Origin of the sequence: Sanguibacter suarezii NBRC 16159 (assembly GCF_001552735.1) — a bacterium.
Classification (GTDB): Bacteria; Actinomycetota; Actinomycetes; order Actinomycetales; family Cellulomonadaceae; genus Sanguibacter; species Sanguibacter suarezii.
The window spans coordinates 1-20641 of sequence record NZ_BCRT01000007.1; the positions used below are offsets into that span (position 1 = coordinate 1).

Annotated in this window: 20 protein-coding genes and 1 riboswitch; of the genes, 10 read left to right on the plus strand and 10 right to left on the minus strand. The window is 72.4% G+C overall.

What is annotated here, in order from left to right; all coding sequences use genetic code 11:
* Positions 1–93 precede the first annotated feature (93 nt).
* From pnuC to SS2_RS03080, 4 genes are all read right to left on the minus strand, one after another.
* Positions 94–768 (minus strand): nicotinamide riboside transporter PnuC, encoded by a 675-nt coding sequence (gene pnuC, locus SS2_RS03065; RefSeq protein ID WP_066460969.1) that lies wholly within the window; start codon positions 766–768, stop codon positions 94–96.
* Positions 769–939: 171 nt separating this feature from the next.
* Positions 940–1068, minus strand: a riboswitch (FMN riboswitch).
* A gap of 90 nt (positions 1069–1158) precedes the next feature.
* Positions 1159–2310, minus strand: coding sequence for an acetamidase/formamidase family protein (locus SS2_RS03070; protein ID WP_066460971.1), 1152 nt, complete (start codon positions 2308–2310; stop codon positions 1159–1161).
* 3 nt (positions 2311–2313) lie between these two features.
* A complete protein-coding gene (locus tag SS2_RS03075; RefSeq protein ID WP_066460973.1) occupies positions 2314–2769 on the minus strand; it encodes a cupin domain-containing protein in 456 nt (151 codons plus the stop codon).
* Positions 2770–2823: 54 nt separating this feature from the next.
* Complete coding sequence (locus SS2_RS03080) at positions 2824–3432, minus strand: flavin reductase family protein (RefSeq protein WP_157607169.1); 609 nt, start codon at positions 3430–3432, stop codon at positions 2824–2826.
* Positions 3433–3676: 244 nt separating this feature from the next.
* Between SS2_RS03080 and SS2_RS03085 the strand changes: the two genes are divergently transcribed.
* From SS2_RS03085 to SS2_RS03100, 4 genes are read left to right on the plus strand one after another with little or no spacing between them, the layout of a single operon-like run.
* Positions 3677–5224 (plus strand): amidohydrolase family protein, encoded by a 1548-nt coding sequence (locus tag SS2_RS03085; RefSeq protein WP_245643318.1) that lies wholly within the window; start codon positions 3677–3679, stop codon positions 5222–5224.
* Between the two features lie 36 nt (positions 5225–5260).
* Positions 5261–6382 carry a methylenetetrahydrofolate reductase C-terminal domain-containing protein gene (locus SS2_RS03090; RefSeq protein WP_066460976.1) on the plus strand — a complete coding sequence of 374 codons (1122 nt, stop codon included), beginning with the start codon at positions 5261–5263 and terminating at the stop codon, positions 6380–6382.
* A 49-nt stretch (positions 6383–6431) separates the two neighbouring features.
* Positions 6432–7877, plus strand: coding sequence for an RDD family protein (locus tag SS2_RS03095; protein WP_083941638.1), 1446 nt, complete (start codon positions 6432–6434; stop codon positions 7875–7877).
* A complete protein-coding gene (locus SS2_RS03100) occupies positions 7874–8713 on the plus strand; it encodes a PP2C family protein-serine/threonine phosphatase (protein ID WP_066460981.1) in 840 nt (279 codons plus the stop codon). The genes SS2_RS03095 and SS2_RS03100 overlap by 4 nt, the downstream gene beginning before the upstream one ends.
* 362 nt (positions 8714–9075) lie before the next feature.
* Here the strand turns inward: SS2_RS03100 and SS2_RS03105 are convergent, their stop codons facing one another.
* The 6 genes from SS2_RS03105 to SS2_RS03130 all read right to left on the minus strand — a co-directional run bounded on the left by SS2_RS03105 (position 9076) and on the right by SS2_RS03130 (position 14587).
* Complete coding sequence (locus SS2_RS03105) at positions 9076–10035, minus strand: hypothetical protein (protein ID WP_066460982.1); 960 nt, start codon at positions 10033–10035, stop codon at positions 9076–9078.
* A gap of 304 nt (positions 10036–10339) precedes the next feature.
* Complete coding sequence (locus tag SS2_RS03110) at positions 10340–11272, minus strand: DMT family transporter (RefSeq protein ID WP_157607170.1); 933 nt, start codon at positions 11270–11272, stop codon at positions 10340–10342.
* Between the two features lie 48 nt (positions 11273–11320).
* Entirely contained in the window at positions 11321–12376 is a 1056-nt protein-coding gene (locus tag SS2_RS03115; protein ID WP_245643320.1) for a sulfate/molybdate ABC transporter ATP-binding protein, read from the minus strand.
* Between the two features lie 62 nt (positions 12377–12438).
* A complete protein-coding gene (locus SS2_RS03120) occupies positions 12439–13218 on the minus strand; it encodes an ABC transporter permease (protein WP_066460988.1) in 780 nt (259 codons plus the stop codon).
* 125 nt (positions 13219–13343) lie between these two features.
* Positions 13344–14186, minus strand: a complete 843-nt coding sequence (gene modA / locus SS2_RS03125) for a molybdate ABC transporter substrate-binding protein (protein ID WP_066460990.1) — start codon at positions 14184–14186, stop codon at positions 13344–13346.
* Entirely contained in the window at positions 14183–14587 is a 405-nt protein-coding gene (locus tag SS2_RS03130; protein WP_066460992.1) for a TOBE domain-containing protein, read from the minus strand. The genes modA and SS2_RS03130 overlap by 4 nt, the downstream gene beginning before the upstream one ends.
* Positions 14588–14839: 252 nt before the next feature.
* On the opposite strand from SS2_RS03130, the gene SS2_RS03135 reads away from it, so the two are divergent.
* From SS2_RS03135 to SS2_RS03160, 6 genes are all read left to right on the plus strand, one after another.
* Entirely contained in the window at positions 14840–16081 is a 1242-nt protein-coding gene (locus tag SS2_RS03135) for a molybdopterin molybdotransferase MoeA (RefSeq protein ID WP_066460995.1), read from the plus strand.
* Entirely contained in the window at positions 16078–16557 is a 480-nt protein-coding gene (moaC, locus tag SS2_RS03140; RefSeq protein ID WP_066460997.1) for a cyclic pyranopterin monophosphate synthase MoaC, read from the plus strand. Before SS2_RS03135 ends, moaC begins: the two co-directional genes overlap by 4 nt.
* Before the next feature lie 31 nt (positions 16558–16588).
* A complete protein-coding gene (mobA, locus tag SS2_RS03145; RefSeq protein ID WP_066460999.1) occupies positions 16589–17317 on the plus strand; it encodes a molybdenum cofactor guanylyltransferase in 729 nt (242 codons plus the stop codon).
* A gap of 23 nt (positions 17318–17340) precedes the next feature.
* Positions 17341–17688 (plus strand): DUF6457 domain-containing protein, encoded by a 348-nt coding sequence (locus SS2_RS03150; RefSeq protein ID WP_066461001.1) that lies wholly within the window; start codon positions 17341–17343, stop codon positions 17686–17688.
* Positions 17688–17927, plus strand: coding sequence for a MoaD/ThiS family protein (locus SS2_RS03155; protein WP_066461004.1), 240 nt, complete (start codon positions 17688–17690; stop codon positions 17925–17927). The genes SS2_RS03150 and SS2_RS03155 overlap by 1 nt, the downstream gene beginning before the upstream one ends.
* 255 nt (positions 17928–18182) lie before the next feature.
* Positions 18183–20636, plus strand: coding sequence for a DMSO/selenate family reductase complex A subunit (locus SS2_RS03160; RefSeq protein ID WP_066461006.1), 2454 nt, complete (start codon positions 18183–18185; stop codon positions 20634–20636).
* Positions 20637–20641: the final 5 nt, after the last annotated feature.

Genomic DNA, 20641 nt, shown 5'->3' on the forward strand with positions numbered 1-20641 from the left:
CCCCTGATAGACGACCTCAGCAGACGGACAGGGCTGGCCTGGACCGACAAGCTGGCCCAGTCGGGCCGGCCTGGTCCGGCCTCAGAGCGCAGGTCAGGCTGCGGCGACGGGGACTGTCTCTGGGGCTGGTTGTGCCCGGCGGACCCGTGCCCAGACGAAGAAGCCGATGAGCGTGAACGCCCCGTAGAACAGGTACATGAAGGCTGAGGCGTAGAACCCGGCGCTGACCAGCAGCGGGACTCCGACTGCGTCGACCGCGACCCAGATCAGCCAGAACTCCACCCAGCCGCGTGCCATGCCGTAGGTGGCCAGCAGCGACCCGACGAAGATCCACGCGTCGGCCCACACCGGCTCGTAGGATTCCAGCGCACGGAACACCGGCGTCAGCAGGGCAGTCCCACCCACCATGGCGACGACGATGAAGGCCCGCTGTCCCCACGTCGCCCACTCGGGCTGCACGCCGGTGCCGGTGTCGGCCTTGCTCTGCTTCCACCGCACCCAGCCGTACACCGACACGGCGATGAACATGACCTGACGCCCGGCCTGGCCGAGCAGGTTGACCGAGCTGGGGGTGTTGAAGACCGTCCCGAGGAAGACGGTGAGCAGCAGCAGGTTGCCGACGATCCCCACCGGCCAGGCCCATACCTTGCGCCGCATCCCGCCGAGGGCGCAGATCAGGCCGAAGACGTTCCCGATGATCTCGCGCCAGAGGATGTGCTGGTCACCGATGACGAGCTGAGCGTCGAACAGCCAGCTGATGAGGTCCACTGCGTCTACCTTTCCGAAGTCGACTCCGGGGTAGGCACAGGGAGGAGTGGGAGATCTGCGGGCTCGCCGACCGACGTCGACGGCGAACCGTCGAGACGGCGGCGTCCGTGGACGCACCCTCTCTGCCGCCGAGCACCGGGCGTCGCCGAACGGGCGACGACAGGGCTCTGCCGCATGCTTCTCCCATCCAGACTTTGACTGTCGGTACCGGAGTTCCACCGGTTCAACCGTCCAGGTTTCCCTGGCCGGGTCGCGGACTTTCACCGCCGGTTCGGACTTTCACCGACCCCGAAGCATTGATGTCAGCGTACTCCGTGCAGATTTCATTCCCGCACGACGTCTTGCCCCCTAGGACGATGTGTCCGCGTGTGACCAGCTGACCCCCGAAGCTCAGCCGCCGGGCGAGGGGGCCGCCTCCAGCAGCTCCACCAGGTCCGCCTTGCGGATCTTCCCGTGCACCCCGCTGACCCGGTCCACCACCTGGGAGACGGCGAAGTCGCCGGCGGCGGACAGGTAGGCGAAGGCGTGCGCCGGGTCCATCCCGGCGTCGGTGAGCAGGGCGACCGCGCTGCGGGTGGCCTGGCGCATCGCCTCGTTCAGGTCGACGTCGAGGCCGATCGGGATGAGCAGCTCCTCCGTCTCGCCCCACAGTGCCCGCGGGGCGGTGAGGGTCTCGCGGCGGATGAGGTCGAAGCGCAGGTGGGCGCGCAGCGGTGCCTCGAAGGCGGTGAGCGCCACCTCCCCGTCCCCCTGGGCGAAGTGCGGGTCGCCGACGTAGGCGAGCGCGCCGGGGACCTGGACCGGGATGTTGAGCGTCGATCCGACCCCGAGCAGCGACACGTCGACGTTGCCGCCGTGCGCCCCTGGCGGCACGGAGTGGGCGCGCTCGGTCCCGGCCACGGCCACCCCCATGGTCCCCAGGAAGGGACGCAACGGGAAGCGGACCCGACGCCGGTCGCCGGGTCCGGCGGCCATCGACCCGGTGAGCGCCGTCCCCGCCGCGCCGACCGGCTGGTCCACCGTGCACAGGATCGAGACCACATCTAGGGAACCGTCGACCGGGAACTGCTCGGGCAGCGCCCCGCGTCCGTGCCGGTTGGAGACGATCCCGTAGCCGGTGCGCAGCGCGAGGTCGAGCACGGTGATCGAGAGCACGTCGCCCACCCGGGCGCCGCGGACCTCGATCGGGCCGGTGATCACGTGCGGTCCGTCGGTGAGCGGGTCGTGCGAGACCTCCCGGGCCACCCGCACGGCGTCGTGAAGCACGTCGACGGCGGGCACGCCGTGCCCGCCGAAGAAGGCGACCGGGTCGCGCCCCTGGTCTTCCAGGATGCCCTCGTGGCTCACGGTGTCGATCCACAGCGACTCTCCCGCGTTGATGGTCAGCACGGGGGAGTCGTCGGCGCAGGGCAGGCGGCCCCACAGCACGGTGCGCGGCGTCGCGGGGAGGTAGCCCGGGCGTGAGCCGCGCCCGTGCCCGGGGATCTCGATCCCCGTCGAGAGGGGGTGCAGGACGGGGAGCCGCTCGGCCGTGGTGGTCATGGCTCAGACAGCCGCAGGTGCCGTGGGAGCCAGCGACCGCACGAGGTGGCCGAGGTCCTCGCTGGTGAGCGGCACCTCGGTGCCGTCGGTGACGAGCTTGGCGAAGCCGCCGTCGTTGGCCATGACGGTGATCGTGTACAGGCGGTCGGTCGCGGAGGTGTTGATGATCCGGTGCTCGGAGCCGGGAGCCAGGATGAGCACGTCACCGGCGACGAGGTCGACGGTCTCGGCGTCGCTGTGCGCCTCGGCCTGGCCGGACAGCACGATGAAGATCTCCGCGGAGTCCTCGTGGGAGTTGAGCGGCTGCGCGCCGCCGGGTTCCCAGATCTCCAGGAAGACGCTCGCGCTGGTCCCGTGGGTGGGGCCGGCGAGCTCGGCGAGGCGGACGGTGTCGTCGGGGGAGATGAGGAAGCCGGGGATGTCGGTGAGCTTGCGGACGATGGGAGCTGCGCCGGTCATGGGAAGCCTTTCGGTTCGAGGTGCGAAGTACGAGGTGCGGCGGGCGGGAGACGGTCAGACCGCAGGGGCCAGGGCGAGCGGGTGGAAGGTGCGGGCGAGGTAGCCCAGGCCGTGCGAGCCGTCGCCGGGGGAGGCGTGCACGGTGCGCACCGCGGCGAGGATGAGCGTGTGGTCTCCCGCGGGGATGGTCTGGGTGATCTCGCACTCGACCCCGCGCAGGCTGTCCTGGGGGAGCCAGGGCAGGCCGCTCTCGGTGGTGCCTCGGGCGATCGGGCCCGCCGCCGAGACGAACTTGTCCGGGGACCGGCTCGCGAAGCTCGTCGCGACGTGGGCTGCGTCGCCGTCGAGCACGTTGGCGACGAAGGCGCCCCGGGCCAGCAGCGCGGGCAGGGTGCGTGAGCTGTTGGCCACGCAGACGCCGAAGATCGGGGGGTCCATGCTCACGCTGAACCCTGTCGTGACGGTCAGCCCGGTGGGTGTGCCGTCGTCGTCGGTGGTGATGACGCAGACGCCGCCGGCGAGGGTGGACATGGCCTCGCGGTAGGCCGGGCGCACGTCGGGCGCCGGCTGCTCGGAGGGGGTGGTGCGGGGTGGCTCTGAGGTCAAGGCCGGTGCCATCGGCGTGGTCACTGCGTGTCCCGGTGCAAGTGCAAGGGTCGTCACGGTGATCCTCCTCGTCTCCCTGGAGATGTATCGATGTTGATGCCATCAACATTCACGGTAGGGGCCGATTGTTTCCGTCAGGAGAGGCCGCGTTTCCGGCGGGTAAACGTTGTGGAAGAACTGCGTAAGACGCCACTTCCGAGCCCTGACCTGGCCCTAGGGTCACAAGAGTCGGCCTCCGTGAGCACGCCTACGCACCCTTCTTCGGGTGCGACCTCGGCGGGGTCCGACCGCAGGAGACACCGTGCCCACCACGCAGCCCCTCGCCCGCCCCCTCATGATCGTCAACGCCCTGCTCCTCCCCATGGCCGACGCCGGCCCGCACCCGGACTGGTACCTCGGCTGGATGAGCGTGGGCACCGACGGCACCATCACCGGGATCGGTCCCGGCACCCCGCCCGCCCCGCCCGCGCCCACCGCCGACGAAGCAGCTCGCCTCGGCGAGCCGGCCGACGTCGAGATCATCGACGTCGGCGGCGCGATGGTCGCCCCGGGGTTCGTCTCCGCGCACAGCCACATCTACACCTCCGGGCTGCGCGGGCTGGCGCACTCCGACACCCTCTATCCGTGGGTGCTCCAGAACGGCAAGGCGCTGCTCGGCTCGGGGGCGGAGGACCTCTACTGGTACACGCTGCACGGCAGCCTGGACTTCCTCGGCAACGGCATCACCTCGGCCTACAACTTCACGCACTCGCGCGTGGCGTGGCTCTACGACGCCCCCGCCGAGCGCAACGTCGCCGCCACGATCAACCCCACGGAGTACCTCACCCGCCAGTTCGACGCGACGGCGGACTCCGGAATCCGGGTGGTCAACAGCTTTCGGCTGGACGACGAGGCCTTCACCGAGACCGAGACCATCGACACCTTCACCGAGATGGTCCACGCGAGCCGCGACCGCACCCCGCCCGCGCAGTTCCTCGGCTCCTCGATCATGGGCGCGGTGCAGTGGTCGAGCGCGCCGCGCACCGCCGAGCTCGAGGCACAGATGATGCGCGAGCTCGGCGTCTCCAACCAGGCGCACTTCGTCGAGACCGCGGAGAACATCGCCTTCCAGCAGTCCAAGTTCAGCTGGTACGACGACGCCGGGGCGCTGGGCGCGCGGTTCCTCTTCGGCCACTTCGTCCACCCGACCGACGCCATGGTCGAGCGGGCCGCCGCGGCCGGCTGCGCGATGGTGTGGCAGCCGACGTCCAACGGGCGCCTGGGCTCGGGGGTGGCAGACGTCGTGCGGCTGCGGGACCTGGGCATGCGGATCGGGATCGGCCTCGACGACCAGTCCTGCACCGACATCTCCGACCCCTTCCAGAACATGCGGATCGGGATGTACACGCTCCGGGCCCTGCACTCCGACGCCGCGATCATGACCCCGCGGGAGGTGCTGCGCATGCACACCCTCGGGTCCGCGGAGGCGCTCGGGGTCGAGGATCAGATCGGCAGCCTCGAGGTGGGCAAGCGAGCGGACTTCCTGGTCGTGGACCCTCGCCGCCCGGACACCGGGCCGATCTGGGACGTGGTGGCGACCTACGTCATGGCCTGCGGGCTGCGCAACCTCACCGACGTCTTCGTCGGGGGAGTGCAGGTCAGCAAGGACGGGCAGCTCACCTCCGACCTCGCCGCCGACGCCAGCCTCGAGCTGCACGCCCGGATCGTGCACAGCGCTCGCAGCCAGGGGATGGAGCTCGCCTACGTCCCCGAGGACGCGACCGCCGAGCGGATCGCGACGGCCAAGGCGTCGGCGCGCGCCACGGCTGGGGCGGTGGGCACGCCAGCCGCACTCAGTCTGGCTCGGTGATCACGGAGGCATCCATCTCGTTCCACCGGAGGAACCATGACATCAACCGCGGCGCCGACCGTGGCGCCACCCGCCTTCACCTGCCCCAAGGACATGACCTACGGGCCGTGCGGAGGGGTGGGCGCTGACGGGGCGTGCGAGGTCTCCGTGCACCGGTGCACCTTCCTCGACGCCCCGGTGGTCCGGTGGGCCGGCGCCGCGGACCGGTGGCCGGACCGTGCGACCCGACCGGCCACCGGCGCGGCCACCCGGCCGGCCACCGGGTCAGCGTCGCTCGACCTGCTCGCCCTCGCCGCCGTCCGTCCCGTCGTCGTCTCCGCCTTCCCCTCCCGGGCGCTGGACGCGGAGTCGGTCACCATCTGCGCCGAGATCATGCAGGGCACGGTCGACGCCGTCCTGGCCGGCGACTCCGGGCAGGCCCGGGTGCAGTTCCCGCCCGCGTACCGGGCGCACCTCATCCAGGCCGCCGGTCTGCCCGCGTGGGCCGGGGTCACCTGCCGGGACCGCAACCGGGTGGCGCTGGAGGGTGAGCTCGCGGCGCTCGCGCACGTCGGGGTGGCCGGGATCCACGCGGTCACCGGCGATCACACCCTCACCGGAGACCGGCCCGACGCCCGGGCCGTCTTCGACCTGGAGTCCACCGAGGTGGTCGCCCTCGCCCGGCGCCTGGGGCTGACCGTCTCGGTCGCGGAGTCCCCGGCCTCGCCGCCGGTCGCCCTGCGGGCGTCGCGCCTGGCGCAGAAGGTGCGCGCCGGCGCCCAGCTGTGCTTCCCGCAGTACTGCGGCGACGTCGACGACGTGCGCCGCTTCGTCGACGCCGCGCGGGAGGCGGGCGCTGACGTGCCCTTCCTGCCGGGAGTTCCCGTCGTCATCGACCGCCCCGGAGCGGTCCAGCTCGCCTCCTTCGCCGCAGCGGTGCTGCCCACCGGGTACGTCGAGTCGATCCTCGCCGCCCGCGACCCCTACCAGGCCGGAGTCGCTGCGGCGATCGACTACGCCGAGCAGCTGCTCGACGTCGACGGGGTGGTCGGGGTGCTTCCGGCCGGTGCGTCCGCGCCCGGCAGCGAGACGGCGATGGCCCACGCGCTCGCCTCGATCGGCCGCGCGCTGGGCGCGGGAGACGGACTGGGTATCCCGCGAACGCCTCGAACCTCGTAGAGTGTCCCCCGATAGACCGGTCTGTCCGGTCCTGCCGAAGGAGCCCTCAATGTCGTTCGCACCTGGCGCCCCGCAGCCCTATCCGTCCCAGGCTGGACCGACGCAGCCCGTCGCCCCGCCGACGCCTGGCGCGCGGTACGCCGGACCAGGTGGCCTGAGCGGACCCGGTGCGCCTGGGCAGCCGCGACCGGCAGGCTCGACGGTGCTGTCCGGCTGCGTCCCTGCGGCGCCTGGACGCAGGACGGCGGCGGCGTTCACGGACGGACTCGTCTCGGCGGCCCCTGCCGTGGTCGCGAGCATCGCCGTGCAGGTGGGGGTGGCCAAGGAGCTGCCAGGTCTCGTCGTGGTCGGTGTCGTGCTGGGCCTGGGCTGGCTGGTGGGCTTCGTCGTCGTGGGGCTGCGGTTCGTGCAGACAGGGGTCAGCCCCGGCAAGAGAGCCACGGGCCTGCGCCTGGTCGACCTGCGCACCGGCGGAGCACCCGGTTTCGCGGCCTGGGGCCGATTCGCGCTGGCCAACCTCGGCGGCGCGGTCCTGGTGGGATGGGTCGTCGCCGTCGTGCAGATCCTCGCGAACAAGGACGGTGAGCGCCGCGCCTGGTACGACGGGCTGACCGGCCTCGTCCTGCTCGACATCGAAGCCGGGCGCGACCCGTTCCTCGCCGTGTCCGCCATGCCGGCCACCGGGGCCGCTCCGCGCAGGGGTGGTCCCCTGGACGGTGACCTCGTCGGCGACGCGCCGACCTGGGTGGGGCCGTCCGTCAGCTCCCTGGCACCGGGACAGCACGGCACTCAGTTCGGTCAGCAGCGCGCGAGTGGTTTTGCGCCACCGGTGCCGACCGTGCCGCCGGTGCCAGCGGTGCCAGCGGTGCCAGCGGTGCCAGCGGTGCCAGCGGTGCCGCCGGTGCCGCTGCCGGGCACCTCGATCCCGGTCGGGGTCGTGCGTCTGCCGCCGGTACCGCCGCCTCCGCCGGTCGTGTCAGCGCCTCCAGTCATGCCGGTTGCGCCGGTCGTGCCGGTCCCGCCGGTCGCGGCGCCTCCGGTGGTCGCCTCTCCGGTTGCTCCGCCTCCCGTAGCGCCGCCGTCTGGTGCCACGCCAGCTCGGGCGATCTTCACCTTCGCCTCGGGGCAGGTCCACGAGGCCACCGGATCTGGCGTGATCGGCCGAGCCCCGCGGCCCAGCCGGACAGGGGAGATGCCCGTGATCGAGCCCGGGGTCCTCACTGTCACCGACGTGACCCGCACGGTCTCCAAGGCGCACCTGTCCTTCCGGGTCGAGGCCTCCGGGGTCTGGCTCACCGACCTCGGCTCCACCAACGGCTCGACGATCATCGGCAGGTACGGCGCCCCGACGGCGCTCGTCGCAGGCACTGCTGTGCTCGCCGCCTACGGGTCCGCGGTGACCGTGGGGGACCTGTCCTTCGCTATCGCCGCGGCGCCCGTGGCACCGGACGACGGCGGCGACCTCGAGCACACCATCCACCGGGACCGCCGGTGACCCAGCCCGTCCCTGTGCCGTTCAGCGGGCGGTGGGGCGCGGCGACCGACACGGGCGCGGTGCGCCGTCACAACGAGGACGCCTTCTTGGCCGCGCCGCCCCTCTTCCTCGTCGCAGACGGCATGGGTGGGCACGCAGCCGGTGACATCGCCGCCTCGCTCGTCGTCGGGACCTTCGCGCAGCTCGTGGACCGCCCCTGCGTCACCGAGGACGACCTCCTGCAGGGTGTCAGGCGCGGGCGGCTGGCGATCGTGGAGTTCTTCGCACCCTCAGAGCTCTCCGGCGGGACGACGTTGTCCGGCATCGGCGTCTCGAGCCAGGACGGCGTGCCGTCGGTGGCCGTGGTGAACATCGGCGACTCGCGCACCTACCGCCTGCGCGACGGTGTGCTCGAGCAGCTGACCAAGGACCACTCCACTGTGCAGGAGCTCGTCGACTCCGGCGCCATCGCGCCCTCCGAGGCGCGCACGCACCCGCACCGCAACATCATCACCCGTGCGATCAGCTCCGTGGGGGACTCCGAGCCGGACGTGCGATCCATCCCCGTGCAGGTCGGTGACCGCTACCTGGCCTGCACCGACGGGCTCACAGGAGAGCTCACAGACGACCAGATCCGCGACGTCCTGGCCTCGGTCGAGGACCCGCAGGCAGCCGCGTCACAGCTCGTCGCCCACGCGCTCTCGGTACGAGGCCGCGACAACATCACCGCCGTCGTGGTCGACGTCGCGCACCTCGCCGACGGCGACCTCCCCGTCCCCCCGTGGCAGCACGCAACCACGGCCCCCGACGTCGACGACTCCTTCGACGACACCCTCCCCACCCGCCCCCGAACCTGACACCGTTCCCGCCTCCCCTGTCTCCTCTCCTCCGCTCTCCCCCTCTCAGCCCTGTCGGCTCCGCCCCCCTCACCCGGCTCACCCACTCTCCGCGCCGTCCCCCTCCGCCACCTCGCTTCGGTGAGGTCGTCTATCAGGTGCGAGGTCGTCTATTCAGATAGACGACCTCGCACCTGATAGACGACCTCGGCTGGCGGGCGGGCAGCCGGGCAGGCGGGCGGGCTGGCGGGCAGCCGGGCGGGCAGGCGGGCGGGCGGGCGGGCAGCTGGGCCGGTTGGGCGGGCGCAGCGGCTGGGCAGGGCGGTATGGAAGACGGTCGGGCGGGGCGGCAGGTCCGGGGGAGCCCGGGGAAACCCCCAGGGCTAGTCCATGGTGAGGAGAGGGCGCGGGGTGAGCTGGACGCCCGGCATGAGCCGGTGGATGCGTCGCAGCAGCACCGGACGCGAGCGGAGGTCCTGGCGGACGACTCGCATCACGCGCCAGCCCTCCTCCTCCACAGCATCTTGGCGTCGTTTCTCACGGATGACGGCGTCGCTCGCGGTGCCGTTCGAGCCGTACTTCGTCACGCCGTCGTACTCGCAGAGCAGACCCGCTTCGCGCCACCCGAGGTCCGACCAGAAGGTGCCCGACGGGGTGCTGACGCGGATCTGGGTCTCTGGGACGGGAAGTCCGAGCACGAGCAGCGTGAACCTCAGCGTCGTCTCGCCGGGGGACTCGGAGCCGGCGTCGGCCAGGGTCAGGATCTCTCGTGCCTGCACCACGCCGCGCTGGCCTGCGCGCGAGCGGAGGATCTCGGCGCAGGCCGCCGGGTCTGCACCCACGTGCAGCGCGGCGTCCGCCACGATCAGGGCAGCCAGCGGGGACAGTGCCTGCGCACAGTCCACGAGGGTGTGTTCCAGGGTGGTGACCGGTAGCCCGTGCCGGAGGGTGGACTGCCGCTGCGAGGGTCGGCCGTGGTGGCGGGCGATGTCAGGCGCGCCGTGCCCCGTCGGGCGGGAGGACTGGGCCACGTGAGTCTGCGCGGGCACTGAGTGCAACGGCAAGCCCCAGAGCAGCGCGGCGGATGCCCGGGTGAAGGTCAGGCCGCCAGCCGACTGGTCCGCGACGGCGACAATCCGTGCCAGGGCGAGCCGACGGCGTCGGGCATAGATCGCTTCGCCAGGCACCGTGTCGACGTAAGCGCCTGGGCGAACCTGCACCCACTCCCCGCGGCGGACACGGTCAGCGATGTGCGGGCGAGGGTAGTGACGCGAGAGATGGACGGCGGGCAGCGGCGCGCGGTCGAGCTGGGTCGGGGAGGGCGGACCAGGGCGGCGGGGCACGAGTCGATCCTGCGCCCACGCGGCCCACCAGGGGAGTGCCCTAGCCGCACCTGTGGACAACTGCAGCCAGACCCCGACATGTGCGCAGCCCCGCCAGCCCACACCGGACGTCGGCGTCCTTGTCCGTCTCCCATCCGCCTCCGCCTCCCATCCGCCTCCCGTGAGGTCGTCTATCAGGGGCGAGGTCGTCTATCTGAACAGACGACCTCGCCCCTGATAGACGACCTCACCGAGCGCGAGAGGGTGAGACGGGGCCTTGGGCGCTGGGGGGAAAGGACCGGTGGGTGGGACTGGGACCGGTGGGTCAGGGGGTCGGGCCGGTGGAGCTTCGGTCGGGGAAGAGGGCGCGGGGCGCGGGGACGCGCTCGAGGGCCGCGAGCTCCAGCGCGACGGCGGCGGGCTCGGCGAGGTCGGGTGCGTCCGGGTCGGTGCCGCGCGAGCCGGGCGGGGCCGTGACGGGACGAGTGGCCAGGATGGCGCAGCCGACGAGGGCGACGAGCACGGCGAAGAGGGTGGTCATGCCCCAGCCGTCACGGACTGTGTCGCCCAGGACGGTGATGCCCACCAGACCCGGCACGACAACCTGGGTGACGCCGACCAGCGCGCGGGCCGGGCCTACCGTCCCGCGCTCGACCGCGCGGGAGAAGGTGACCGAGGACAAGATCGCGAAGCCGATGGTCAGCCACGCCATGGGCGTCAGGAGGAACTCGATCCATCCGCCGGAGGCCCCGTGCGCGGCGCGGGCGCACATCGCAAGGCCTGCTGAGGCGAGGCCGCTGAGCACAGCCTGCACGGAGGAGTTCGCCCGTCGGTAGGTCAGGACGGTCGCGGCGAGCAGGGCGATGAGCAGGACGAGCATGGAGAACCCGAACCAGCTCGGGGTCGCGGCGCGGGACTGCGCGCCGGTGCCCAGCGCGGTGAGCGCGAGGGCTCCCGTCACGGCAAACGCCGCCACCACATCGATGCGGCGCAGCCGGGTGCCGAAGACCACGCGGTCCAGCATCACGGTGACCACGAGGGCCGAGGCGAGGACGGTCTGGACGGTGATCAGCGGCAGGTACTTCAGCGCGACCAGCGAGAACACCCAGGCGATGAGGGTGATGACGGTGCCGACGGCGTACGCCGGACGGCTGAAGACCTTGAACCCTGCGGCCTGGTTCGAGGCCATCGCCTGGACAACAGAACCGCCGCCGTACCCGGCAGCGGCAGCTAACGCAGCGAAGATCGACAGACTCATTTGTTGAATACTCTCAGACAAATCTGTGAATTCGACAAGCGAACCGCCTTATCGTCGGTGCAGCGTGACCTCGTTCGCCTTGACCGACAGCCAGACGGTCGACCCCTCGGCGAGGCCCAGCTCGGCGACTGCCCCTGCGGTGAGGTCCGCCGCCACGGCAGGCTCGACGGTCTGCACCCGGATGCCGGTGGGACCGTGCTCGAGCGCGACGATCGTCGCGGGCCAGCCGTTGCGCGGGCTGGTGCCCTCGGGCCGGTGCAGGCTGACGATGACCGACGCCGGCCGGAAGACGGCGGCGACGGGAGCGCCGTCGGGCACGGCCACCTGCTCGCCGCCGGCCCCGGCGATCCGCAGGCCGTCCGCGGTGACCAGTGCGCCGCCGTCGGCGGTGCCCAGGATGAGGTTGACCCCGGCGATGCGGGCGGTGAAGGGTGAGCGCGGCGCGACCAGGACCCGCGCGGTCGGTCCGGCGTCGACCACCTCACCGTCGACGAGCACCGCCGTCTGGTCGGCGAGCACGACGGCGTCGAGCACGTCGTGGGTGACCAGGACGGCGGTCGTGCCGCTGGCTCGGAGCTGGTCGCGGAGCAGCCGGCGCACAGCCGGGGCGGTGTCGATGTCGAGGGAGGCGAAGGGCTCGTCCAGCAGCAGCAGGCGCGGCGCCGCGGCGAGGGCGCGGGCGATCGCGACCCGTTGCTGCTGCCCGCCGGAGAGCTCGGACGGCCGCCGGTCGCCGAGCCCGAGGAGGCCCACCCGCTCGAGCCAGCGCGCCGCCTCGGCGGTGGCGGCGCGGGCCGGGGTGCCCTGGGCGCGGGGCCCGAAGGCGACGTTGGCGAGGGCGCTCAGGTGCGGGAAGAGCATCGGGTCCTGGCTCAGCAGCCCGATGCCGCGGCCCGACGGCGGGACGTGCACCGGGGCGCCCGGGCCACCCACCCGGGTCAGGTCGCTCCCGTCGAGGCGGACGTGGCCGGAGTCGGGCAGGAGCAGGCCGGCGAGGGCGGCGAGCAGCGTGGACTTCCCGGCGCCGTTGGGGCCGAGGAGGGCGAGGACCTCGCCGCCGGCCAGCTGCAGACGGGCGCGGGCGGTGAAGGAACCGCGGCTCACGTGCAGATCGGCGTCCAGCGCTGCCCCCGTCGCAGCTCCTCCTGCGGAGTCGGGCTGCGCCGTCACCGCGTCGCCCCCGGCTGCCAGCCGCGCACGAGCACGAGGATGACCACCGCGACGACGAGCAGCATGAGGGACAGGGCGATGGCCGAGCCCTGGCTCACGCCGGCGCCGTTGAAGGCGGTATAGATCGCCAGCGGCATGGTCCGGGTGGTACCGGCGGCGTTCCCGGCGAACAGCGCGGTCGCGCCGAACTCCCCGAGGGCCCGGGCGAAGCACAGCACCGTCCCGGCCACCAGCCCGGGGCGCACGAGCGGCAGCGTGATCCGGGTGAACACCGTCCAGCGGCCCGCCCCGAGGGTCGCGGCGACCTGCTCGTACCCGGTGCCCGCGGTGCGCAGCGCCCCCTCGACGGCGAGCACGAGGAAGGGCAGCGCGACGAAGGACTGGGCGATCACCACGGCGGCGGTGGTGAACGGCAGGTGGACGCCCCAGACGTCGAGCACCTGCCCGACCAGCCCGTTGCGCCCGAGCAGGAACAGCAGCGCGATGCCGCCGACCATCGGTGGCAGCACCAGTGGCACCGTGACGAGGGCGCGCAGCATCCCCGCCGTGCGCGCCGGGGCGCGGGCGATGACCAGTGCCAGCGGCAGCCCGAGCACCAAGCACACCGCGGTCGCGGCGAGGCCGGTGCGCAGCGACAGGCTCAGCGCGCTGAGCGCCTCGGGGGAGGTGATGTCCGCGGGCAGGGTCGCCCAGTCCACCCGCTCCAGGAGCCCGGCGAGCGGCAGCACGAGCAGCGCCAGGCCGAGGGCAGCCGGCACGTACAGGACCCGCGGCACGGTTCCCGTCCCCGGCGCGCGCCGCCCCCCTCGCCCCGGGGGCGCGCCCGCAGAGGGCTCGCGATGGCCGCGCGGGGCCCCGGGGGAGCCGTGCCCGACGTCGCCCGTCACCTCGGGTGCCTGGCTCACGGGGCGCTGAACCCGTACCCGGCGAGCACACTCTGCCCGGCAGGGCTGAGCACGAAGCTGACGAAGGCGGCGGCCGCAGCCGGGTTGGCCGCCTCGGCCAGCGCCGCGACGGGGTAGCGGTTGACGACGTCCTCGGCCCCGGGCGGGACGATCGAGGTGACGTCCGTACCTGCGGCGGCGACGTCGGTCGCATAGACGAGCCCGGCGTCGGCCTCGTCGGCTCGGACCTTGGTGAGCACCGCGGAGACGTTCTGCTCCTCGCTCACCGGCGTTACGCTGACCCCGGCCGCCTCGAGCAGCTCGTGAGCGGCTGAGCCGCAGGGCACCGCCGTAGCGCACAGGACGACCGAGACGCCCGGGCGGGCGAGGTCGTCGAGGCTGGTCACCTCTGCGGGGTTGCCGCGGGGGAGGGCGATGACGAGGGTGTTGGCGGCGAAGAGCTGGGCGGGGCCGGCGAGCAGGTCCGCGCCGGCGACGGTGGCCATGGTCGTCTCGTCCGCGGAGGCGAAGACGTCGGCCGGGGCGCCCTCGAGGAGCTGGGTCGCCAGCGTGGAGGACCCGTCGTAGACGAGCGGGGCGACGTCGAGGGCCGGGTGCAGCTCTTCGAAGCGGGTGGCGAGGTCGTCGAAGGCGGCACTGAGAGAGGCGGCGGCGTAGACGGTCAGCTCGCCGGTCAGCTCGGGCCCCGGTGCCTGCGCGGCTGCGGTGGCGCCAGGGCTCGTGTCCGCGGTGGGCTCGGCTGTGCGGCTCGACCCGCCGACGCACGCGGCCAGCAGCGACGCGGTGGTCACCAGCGCGAGCACCGTGCCGGCGCGCCGCCGCCGCGGAGGCGTGGTCATTGCGAGCCGCCGGGGGTCTCGATGATGACGTTGGTGGCCTTGACGACCGCGACGGCGAGCGACCCGACCTCCAGGCCCAGCTCGCGGACCGCCTCGGCCGAGAGCAACGAGACCACGCGGTGCTGTCCGGACTGGATCTCGACCTGGGCTATGACCTGGTCGGTCACCACCCGCGTGACGAGCCCGACGAAGCGGTTGCGGGCGCTGCGACCGACGCTGGACGGATCGTGGGGCGCCTGGGCCAGCTCGACCGCCCGAGCGGCGAGGTCGGTGCCCGCGATGACCTGCCGGCCGGCGTCGTCCACGGCCAGGACGAGGTCGCTGGACTCGACCCAGCGGCGCACCGTGTCGTCGCTGACGCCGAGTAGCTGGGCTGCTTCACTGATCCGGTAGTGAGCCATCTGGGAAGGCTAGCACCGCAGGTGCGGCGAAAAATAGACCTTCGTCCCGCGTGTGCGGCTCTAGGACGGGGAGACTGGGATGCGCGACGCCGCCTCACCGACGGCGGCGCCCCTCGTCCGGCGCCCCGCGTGTCAGGGCGGGCTAGCGTGACACCGTGCGCCCTGCGGCCCCCTGACCGGGTGGTCGACCGAACCACCCACCTGAACCACCCACCTGAACCACCCACCCGAACCGCCGATCCAGGAGTGCCGATGATCACCGTCGAGGACCAGCTCACCCACGTGCTCGCGGGCCTGGAGCCGCTGGGCACCGAGGAGCTCCCGCTCGCCGCGGCGCTCGGGCGGACGCTGGCGGTCGACCTGCGCTCGCGGACCGACATCCCGGTCTTCGACAACTCCGCGATGGACGGCTTCGCGGTCCGCCACCACGACGTCGCGCACGCCTCGCCCGAGCACCCGGTCACCCTCGAGGTGGTCGCCGACCTGCCCGCCGGCAGCGCGGAGGACCCACCGCTCGCCCCCGGCACCGCCGCGCGCATCATGACCGGCGCCCCGGTCCCCACCGAGGCCGACGCGATCGTCCCCGTCGAGCACACCGACGGATTCGGCGCCGACGCCGGCGCCGCCACCACCCGCGTCACCATCACGACGGCGCCCCGCCCGGCCGCGCACATCCGCCGCACCGGCGAAGACCTCTCCGCCGGCGACGTGGTGCTGACCGCCGGCTCCGTGCTCAGCCCCCGGCACCTGTCCGCCGCCGCGGCGGCCGGTCACCCCACCCTCACCGTCCACCGCGCTCCCCGGGTGGCCGTGCTGGCCACCGGCAGCGAGCTCGTCCCGCCGGGGCAGCCGCTCGGCCGCGGCCAGATCCCCGAGTCCAACTCGACGCTGCTGGCCGCCCTCGTGGTCGAGGCCGGTGCCAGCGTCGAGCGCGCGGTCACCGTGCCCGACGACGACGACGCCCTGCGCGCCGAGCTCGCCGCGGCGGTCGAGGCCGGCGTCGACCTCGTGGTGCTCTCCGGCGGTGTGAGCGTGGGCGCCTACGACGTCACCAAGGCCGTCCTGGCCCCTCTCGGCGGAATCGACTTCGTGTCCGTGGCGATGCAGCCGGGCAAGCCCCAGGCCTTCGGGCGGCTGCCCGGAGGCACCCCGGTCTTCGGCCTGCCGGGCAACCCGGTGAGCGCCTGCGTGTCCTTCGAGGTGTTCGTCCGGCCCGCCCTCGCGCGGCTGGCCGGGCGCACCCAGCTCACTCGTCGGATGCTGTCCGCGCAGGTCAGCGACGGGTGGCGGACCCCGCCCGGGCGCCAGCAGTACATGCCCGTCGTGCTCGAGGCCGGCCCCGCCGGGCTCACCGCCCGCCCGGCCACCCGAGGCGGCTCGGGCTCGCACCTGGTCGGCGGTCTGGCCGCGGCGGACGGCTTCGCGGTGGTCGGCGCCGACGTCACCGAGGTTCGACGGGGCGACACCGTCGGTGTCATGCTGGTCACACCATGAACCAGCCCTTTACGCACCTCGACTCCGCAGGCCAGGCCCGCATGGTCGACGTCACCGAGAAGACCCCCACCGTCCGCAGCGCGACCGCGACAGGCTTCGTCCGCTGCGGCCCGCTGGTGATCGCCGCCCTGCGCGACGGCGCCGCTCCCAAGGGCGACGTGCTCGCCGTCGCGCGCATCGCCGGCATCCAGGGCGCCAAGCGCTGCGCTGAGCTGCTGCCCCTCGCGCACATCATCGGGGTGCACGGCGCGGCCGTGGACCTGAGCATCGACGACGACGGCGTCCGGGTGAGCGCGACGGTGCGCACCGCGGACCGGACCGGAGTCGAGATGGAGGCGCTGACAGCCGTCTCGGTGGCGGCCCTCGCCGTCGTCGACATGGTCAAGGGCCTGGACAAGTCCGTCTCGATCGAGGACGTCAAGCTGGTCGCCAAGACCGGCGGGAAGTCCGGCGACTGGCACCGAGCGCAGGACTGAGCGTTGCTATGCCGAGCCTGCTGAGCCTGCCGTGACTGAGGTCCCCGTGCCCTCGCCTGTGCCGGCTGGTGCGCCGGCTCTGGACGCGCTGGTGCTCGCCGGCGGGCGGTCCTCCCGGCTGGGCGGGACCGACAAGGCCGGGGTGGTCGTCGGCGGCGGCACCCTGCTCGACCACGCCCTCGCCGCAGCCGCGCGGATCGGCGCGCAGCGCACCGTCGTCGTCGGGCCGCCCGGCCTGGTGGCTGCCCCGGTGCTCAGCGTCCAGGAGACTCCCGCCTTCGCGGGGCCAGCAGCCGGCGTCGCCGCTGGCCTGGCGGTCCTGAGCGCGGACTGGGTGCTCGTGCTTGCTTGTGACCTGCCACGCGCGCCCGACGTCGCGGTCACGCTGCGGGCCGCGCTGGACGACCTGCTCGACGGTGCCGACAGTGCCGACGGTGCCGACGGTGCGGACGGAACCGACGCCGCCGGCGTCGACGGGCTCTGCCTGCAGGACGCCGGCGGCCGCGTGCAGTGGCTCGCGGGGATCTACCGCAGAGCCGCCCTCGACGCCGCGGTCACCGCGCTGGCCGGTGCGGACGGGCAGGGGCTGACCGGAGCGCCGGTCGGCAGGCTGCTCGGACAGCTCAGGCTACGGACCGTCGCCGACGCCACCGGCGTCGGCGCGGACGTGGACACGTGGCAGGACGTCGAGCGTGCCCGCACCGACGCGGCGCCCTCGCCTCAGCCGCACGACCGCCCCGAAGCGACCCCACCGACCTGATGTGAACCGAGAGAGGCCCGACCATGACTGACCCCACTCCCACCAAGCCCACCAAGCCGGCTGTCAGCCGCACCCTGCCCCCCGAGGCCCTCGAGGGCTGGCTCGCCGCGCTGGCCGCCGAGCTGGGCCTGGACGCCGGGCTCGTGCCGATCGGCGACGTCCTCGACATCGCCCGCGACGTGGCCAACGGGGTCGCGCGCCCGGCGGCTCCGCTGAGCACCTTCCTCGTCGGGCTGGCCGCTGCTCAGCGTGCCGCCAACGGCGAGGACCCCACCGAGGCGCTGCGCGACGCGGCTCGGCGCACGAGCGACCTCGCCGGGCGTTGGGCGGAGCTGTCCGACGCGCAGGCGCCGACCGACGGAGCCTCATGATGGCGAACGTCCGCTACTTCGCAGGTGCGGCCGAGGCGGCCGGCGTCGAGGCCGAGCAGCTCGAGGCGGCGACCGTCGGTGAGCTGGTGGCCCAGATGGGGGCGACCCGTGGCGCCGAGCTTGCCCGGGTGCTGACCCGTTGCTCCCTGCTGGTCAACGGCGTCCGCACCGACGACCCTGCGGCCGCGCTCAACCCCTCCGACGCCGTCGACGTGCTCCCGCCCTTCGCCGGCGGCTGACAGGTGCAGGACCAGTTGAACCGCGCCACTCGCTGACCATCCGCACCGCGCTGCCCGCGCGCAGTCGACCTGGACTCACCCCATCGCGTCGCATTACCGATCATTTCGCCACGTTCGCCGACGCTGAGACGTCGCTCTCGCAACGAGGATGAAATCGCTATCCGCACGCTGTGGTCTGGGACTTTAGGACCACGGAAATCTCAGATCATGAGATGAACTGGCTGTTCGGATGCACGTGCGACTTGGAGTGAGCGGATGGCTAACAACGACCTGGCACCAACGGACCAGGCTGGTGTGTCCCGCCGCTCCGTCCTGAAGTGGAGCGCTGCCGTAGGCGGCGGAGCGGCCCTGGTCGGCACGGGTGCCTACTTCGGGGTGCTGCCCGGCGTCGGAGCCGAGAACGCCGTGGCCCTCACTCCGTCCGGGGACGACAAGATCGTCTGGTCCTCCTGCAACGTCAACTGCGGATCCCGCTGCCCCTTGCGCATGGTGGTCAAGGACGGGCAGATCACCCGCGTCCTCCCCGACGACACCGGTGACGACTCCCTGGGCACCCAGCAGATCCGCGCCTGCGTGCGCGGCCGCTCGATCCGGCACCGCATCTACAACCCGGACCGCCTCAAGACCCCGATGCGCCGTCGGCCCGGGACCAAGCGCGGCGCCGGCCAGTGGGACGAGATCACGTGGGAGGAGGCCTTCGACGAGATCGCCACCACGATGACCCGTCTCATCGCCGAGCACGGCAACGAGTCGATCTACCTCAACTACGGCACCGGCACGCTCGGTGGCACGATCACCCGCAGCTGGCCACCCATCGACACCCCGGTGGCCCGGTTGATGAACTGCGTGGGGGGCTACCTCAACCACTACGGCGACTACTCCTCGGCGCAGATCGCCGGCGCGGCCGCGTACCACTACGGCGGCTGGATCGGCTCGAACAGCTTCGACGACGTCAAGAACTCCCAGCTGCAGGTGATGTTCGGCAACAACCCGCTCGAGACCCGGATGAGCGGCGGCGGCGAGACCTTCGTGACCCAGCAGGCCAAGAAGCTGCACGGTGTCCGCACGATCGTCATCGACCCGCGCTACTCCGAGACCGCCGGGGGCATCGGCGACCAGTGGGTCGCCCCGCGACCGGGGACCGACGCCGCGCTCGTGGCGGGCCTCGCTCACGTGATGATCTCCGAGAACCTCCACGACCAGGAGTTCCTGGACACCTACTGCCTGGGCTTCGACGAAGACCACATGCCCGAGGGCATCCCCGCAGGAAACTCCTACCGCAGCTACATCATGGGCCTGGGCCCGGACGGCATCGAGAAGACGCCGGAGTGGGCGGCGAAGGTCACCGGCGTCCCCGCGCGCACCCTCATCCAGCTCGGCCGCGAGATCGGCCAAGCTCGTCCGGTGCACATCACCCAGGGCTGGGGCCCCCAGCGCCACGCCAACGGGGAGAACCAGGCCCGGGCGATCTTCACCCTCGCGGCGATGACCGGGTCGGTCGGTCTCCCGGGTGGCGGCACGGGCGAGCGAGAGGGCAAGTTCGGCCTGTCGATGGCGAACCCGTTCCGGTCGAAGAACCCGGTCAAGACCTCGATCTCGGTGTTCTCCTGGACCGACGCTATCGAGCGCGGCGAGCAGATGACCGCACTGCGGGACGGGGTGCGGGGCAAGGACAAGCTCGACACCAACATCAAGATGGTCTGGCAGTACGCGGGCAACGCGCTGACCAACCAGCACGGTGACATCAATCGCACCGTCGCCCTCCTGGAAGACGACTCGCTGTGCGAGATGATCGTCGTGATCGACAACCAGATGACCGTCTCCGCGCGCTACGCAGACATCCTCCTGCCCGACGTCTCCAACGCCGAGCAGCTCGACGTGATCCAGCAGGGCAGCGCGGGCAACATGGGGTACGCGATCGTCGCCGACCAGGTGATCGAACCGCTGTACAACTGCAAGACGATCTACGAGATGATGACCGAGATCGCCCGCCGGCTCGGCGTCGAGAGCGAGTTCACCGAAGGCAAGACCCAGGAGGACTGGGTCCGTCAGGTGGTCGAGGAGAGCCGCGAGGCGAACCCCGAGCTGCCCGCCTTCGACGACCTGCGCGAGATGGGCGTCTGGAAGATCGAGGGCCCGAGCTACATCGGCCTCGCGGACTTCCGTGCGGACCCTGTGGCCAACCCCCTGGCGACCGAGTCCGGGAAGATCGAGATCTTCTCCAAGCCGCTGTGGGAGATGGCTCAGACCTGGGAGCTGCCCGAGGGGGACCGGATCACCGCGCTGCCTGAGCACCTGAGCACCTGGGAAGGGGCAGAAGAGGCGCGCACCAACGCGAAGTTCCCGCTCCAGGTGATCGGTCACCACTTCAAGCAGCGCACCCACTCCACCTACGGCAACGTCGACTGGATGAAGGAAGCCCACCCGCAGGTGGTGTGGATCAACCCGATCGACGCCGAGGCTCGCGGAGTGGCCAACGACGACCTCGTCGAGGTGTTCAACGACCGCGGACGCGTCCAGATCCCCGCCCGGGTGACCACGCGGATCGCACCCGGCGTGCTGTCCATCCCCCAGGGCGCGTGGTTCACGCCCGACGCCAAGGGCACCGACACCGGCGGATCGGTCAACACGCTGACCAGCTGGCACCCCTCGCCCATCACGAAGGGCAACGCCCAGCACACCACGCTCGCCCAACTGCGCAAAGCCTGACGGGT

Coding starts and splice junctions, on each gene's coding strand:
- SS2_RS03070 (WP_066460971.1), bottom strand. CDS start 2,310: ATGACCACCACGGCCGAGCGGCTCCCCGTCCTGCACCCCCTCTCGACG.
- SS2_RS03075 (WP_066460973.1), bottom strand. CDS start 2,769: ATGACCGGCGCAGCTCCCATCGTCCGCAAGCTCACCGACATCCCCGGC.
- SS2_RS03090 (WP_066460976.1), top strand. CDS start 5,261: ATGACATCAACCGCGGCGCCGACCGTGGCGCCACCCGCCTTCACCTGC.
- SS2_RS03095 (WP_083941638.1), top strand. CDS start 6,432: ATGTCGTTCGCACCTGGCGCCCCGCAGCCCTATCCGTCCCAGGCTGGA.
- SS2_RS03110 (WP_157607170.1), bottom strand. CDS start 11,272: ATGAGTCTGTCGATCTTCGCTGCGTTAGCTGCCGCTGCCGGGTACGGC.
- modA (WP_066460990.1), bottom strand. CDS start 14,186: ATGACCACGCCTCCGCGGCGGCGGCGCGCCGGCACGGTGCTCGCGCTG.
- SS2_RS03130 (WP_066460992.1), bottom strand. CDS start 14,587: ATGGCTCACTACCGGATCAGTGAAGCAGCCCAGCTACTCGGCGTCAGC.
- SS2_RS03135 (WP_066460995.1), top strand. CDS start 14,840: ATGATCACCGTCGAGGACCAGCTCACCCACGTGCTCGCGGGCCTGGAG.
- moaC (WP_066460997.1), top strand. CDS start 16,078: ATGAACCAGCCCTTTACGCACCTCGACTCCGCAGGCCAGGCCCGCATG.
- SS2_RS03150 (WP_066461001.1), top strand. CDS start 17,341: ATGACTGACCCCACTCCCACCAAGCCCACCAAGCCGGCTGTCAGCCGC.
- SS2_RS03155 (WP_066461004.1), top strand. CDS start 17,688: ATGGCGAACGTCCGCTACTTCGCAGGTGCGGCCGAGGCGGCCGGCGTC.
- SS2_RS03160 (WP_066461006.1), top strand. CDS start 18,183: ATGGCTAACAACGACCTGGCACCAACGGACCAGGCTGGTGTGTCCCGC.